Raw genomic sequence first — 2,652 nt, 5'->3', positions numbered from 1 at the left:
GCAACAACAATCCCTTTGCCACGACCATATGTAACAATTGTACTCATAAAGGCACTATTACTTCGGTCGCCAATACTCGCATCCAGCTCAATAAGTCCTTGTTGCTTGTCAACTGCCATAGACTCACCTGTAAGTGCCGATTCATCTATTTTCAGATTTATAGACTCAAAGAGGACTAAATCTGCTGGAACATAATCACCAGACTCTACCTCAACCACATCACCTGGTACAAGGTCTACAGCATCAACTAGACTGATATTTCCCTCTCTTATGACTTTTGCCTTTGGGGCTGCCATTCGTTTTAAGGCTGCCAATGAATCATTGGCCTTCCTTTCTTGGGTAATGCCAAGAAGAGCATTTAAGACCACGATCCCTAAGATAACAACCCCATCAACGACTTCACCTGCCACTATGGATAATGCCGCGGCAACAATCAGAATAAGGATCATAAAATCGTTAATTTGCTCAAAAATCATTTTCCAAATGGTTTTGGCTTTTTTTTCCTTTAAAGCATTCTTTCCAAACTTTTCTCTCGCGTACTTTACACCCTCTTGATTCAATCCGGTTTCTGGGGTCGTATTCAATAATTTTTTAATTTCTTCTATCGTTTTATTATAGTATTTTGTTTCCATTCTGCCTCCTAAGGTACAGATTTACTGCTTTGTTATAAAAATCAATATCTCGTCTGACATATGCCCTTTGTAGGCTTTATATTTTACACCGTTCAAAACTAGCTATTGGCATTTACCATTAACCTAATATACCGTACAGATGCCTTAAAGGAGCCCACACACAGTCTTGTCATATTCTTAAGGCCAAATCGCTTTAACATTTCTGTGGACTGATTGAGACTGAGGTTAATGTACAAATTCGTTAAGAGCATCTGATAATAATAGCGTCTCAAGGTCATATTCCCTGGTCTAATGGACACTTGACCGAAGCTCCATTTTTCATAATCCTCAGGACTGAAAATAAGTCTTTCCTTGTATGCCTTATAAAGGGGCAAGTTGGGAAAGGGTGTGAGCGGACTGACACTTGAAATTTGAGGCGAAAGCCCCTTGACATACTTCCTAAAAGCTTTGAAATCCCCCACAGTCCAATCTGGATGGGCCATAAATGATGCCCAAACATCTACGCCGTTCTCTTTGAGGAGTTGAGCCACTGCCCTGTTATCTTCAGTGGTTGCCTTTTTAGTATAATAGACCATTTCAGCTTCACTAAAGGTCTCATAGCCCACAAGCAAGGCCTTTAATCCTAGTGCTTTGAACCTTTTTAAAGATGCCACATTTTTAAGGATGCCATCCACTGATGCATATGCGATGAAGTTCTTTTTTAAATTAAGTGCTTCAACCAAATCCAAGAATTCGACAATTCGTTTTTCCGACCCCATAATATCGTTGTCATAGAGCATGATGGTCTCTTCCTCTATACCAAGCAAATCTCGCTTAACAGATTCAAGATCAAAGTCAACCTCCTCATGCCCTTCTATCCGCCACCGCAAACAAAACATACAGGCCTTGCTACAGCCCTGTGAAATTTGCATAATCGCAGCAGGCTTATACCCAAAGTAAGAGTAATGCATTCTGTATTTCTCAGTGGATCTTCGATCTGGTATTATGTATTCATTGACGCCTTTTAGGTCATGTCCCGCATAATCAAGTCGTCTAGCCAGTACACCCTCAAGTGAAAACGCTAAAAGGCCCTTAGAAATATTTTCATAAAAGGCTTTGACATTTTGTGTGGTGGTGAACTTAAAGACATAATCCACGGATTCATGAAAAAAGGCAGATGGGTTGAGCAAGGCCTGGGTGCCACCCACAAGGGTATGGACTGAATGATCATATGCCTTTACGCCTTCTGCGATTTTGATCACAGCAAAGACATCTATACAGAGACTTGTAATGGCAACTGCTTCTGGCTTGAAGCCATTCAATTTTTCAGCGAGTGGCTCTGGGTCGCACATCATATCAAAAATCTCAACGTCATGCTCATCTGAAAGTAAAGCATAGAGCATTTCAAGACCCAAGGGTTCGGAAAACATAAAATCACTTAGGGTAACTGCTTGTTTTATTCTCGGGGGTCTAACCAATAATATTCTCATAAAAGCTCCTAACTTATCTCATGAAAGTAGTCTTCAAATTTGACTTCAAAGCAATCTTCAAAGTTGTCTTCAAAGTAATCTTCAAAGTTGTCTTCAAAGTTGTCTTCAAAGTTGTCTTCAAACTCTGCTATCTTCAATTATGTTATCTTTAATCTTATTTTCTTTAATTTTATTTTCTTTGATTTTATTCTCTTTATTTTTATTCTCTTTAAAAAATATTGGGTGTGATCCCCTTTTTAATATGGCGCCTATAAAACAGGTTGACACCTGTATAAAACAAATAGTTGAGGGGTCTCTTAAAGAAATCCCTTCTCAAAATCGTCCTTTTTATGATGGACTTATAAGAGAAGAGGGCATTATAGAGTTCCCAATAGGCCTTGGTCAGTGCTTCAGGAGACATGTTTCTCGGCAAGTGCTCTGCCTTGCAACCATCAAAGGAATAGATATTATCCGATAAAATTCTACCTTCTGCCATCATTTCTTTAAAAAATTTTGTGCCCGGTATGGGGGTCAAAATATAAAAACGAGGAACGCATATTTTGTTCTGCTCT

General features: G+C 39.2%; 3 protein-coding genes and 1 pseudogene. All 4 read right to left on the bottom strand.

All coding sequences use genetic code 11. The features are described 5' to 3' along the window. On the bottom strand, positions 1–632 hold a 632-nt coding region (locus AC220I_RS21055), incomplete at its 3' end, for an HAD-IC family P-type ATPase (protein ID WP_486725835.1). Between the two features lie 98 nt (positions 633–730). Next, on the bottom strand, positions 731–2,101 hold the full coding sequence (locus AC220I_RS21050; protein WP_486725834.1) for a B12-binding domain-containing radical SAM protein: 1,371 nt from the start codon (positions 2,099–2,101) through the stop codon (positions 731–733). Between the two features lie 8 nt (positions 2,102–2,109). After that, positions 2,110–2,238 carry a hypothetical protein gene (locus AC220I_RS21045; RefSeq protein ID WP_486725833.1) on the bottom strand — a complete coding sequence of 43 codons (129 nt, stop codon included), beginning with the start codon at positions 2,236–2,238 and terminating at the stop codon, positions 2,110–2,112. A 71-nt stretch (positions 2,239–2,309) separates the two neighbouring features. Then, positions 2,310–2,652 (bottom strand): annotated as a pseudogene (locus AC220I_RS21040) (B12-binding domain-containing radical SAM protein); the annotation flags it as partial.

The organism is Fusibacter sp. (assembly GCF_057447755.1).
Note: the sequence above shows the minus strand (reverse complement) of the source record. Positions and strands in the feature narration are given on the sequence as shown.

Excerpts from the sequence above, each read along its gene's own strand:
- AC220I_RS21050 (WP_486725834.1), bottom strand. The coding sequence starts at position 2,101 with ATGAGAATATTATTGGTTAGACCCCCGAGAATAAAACAAGCAGTTACC.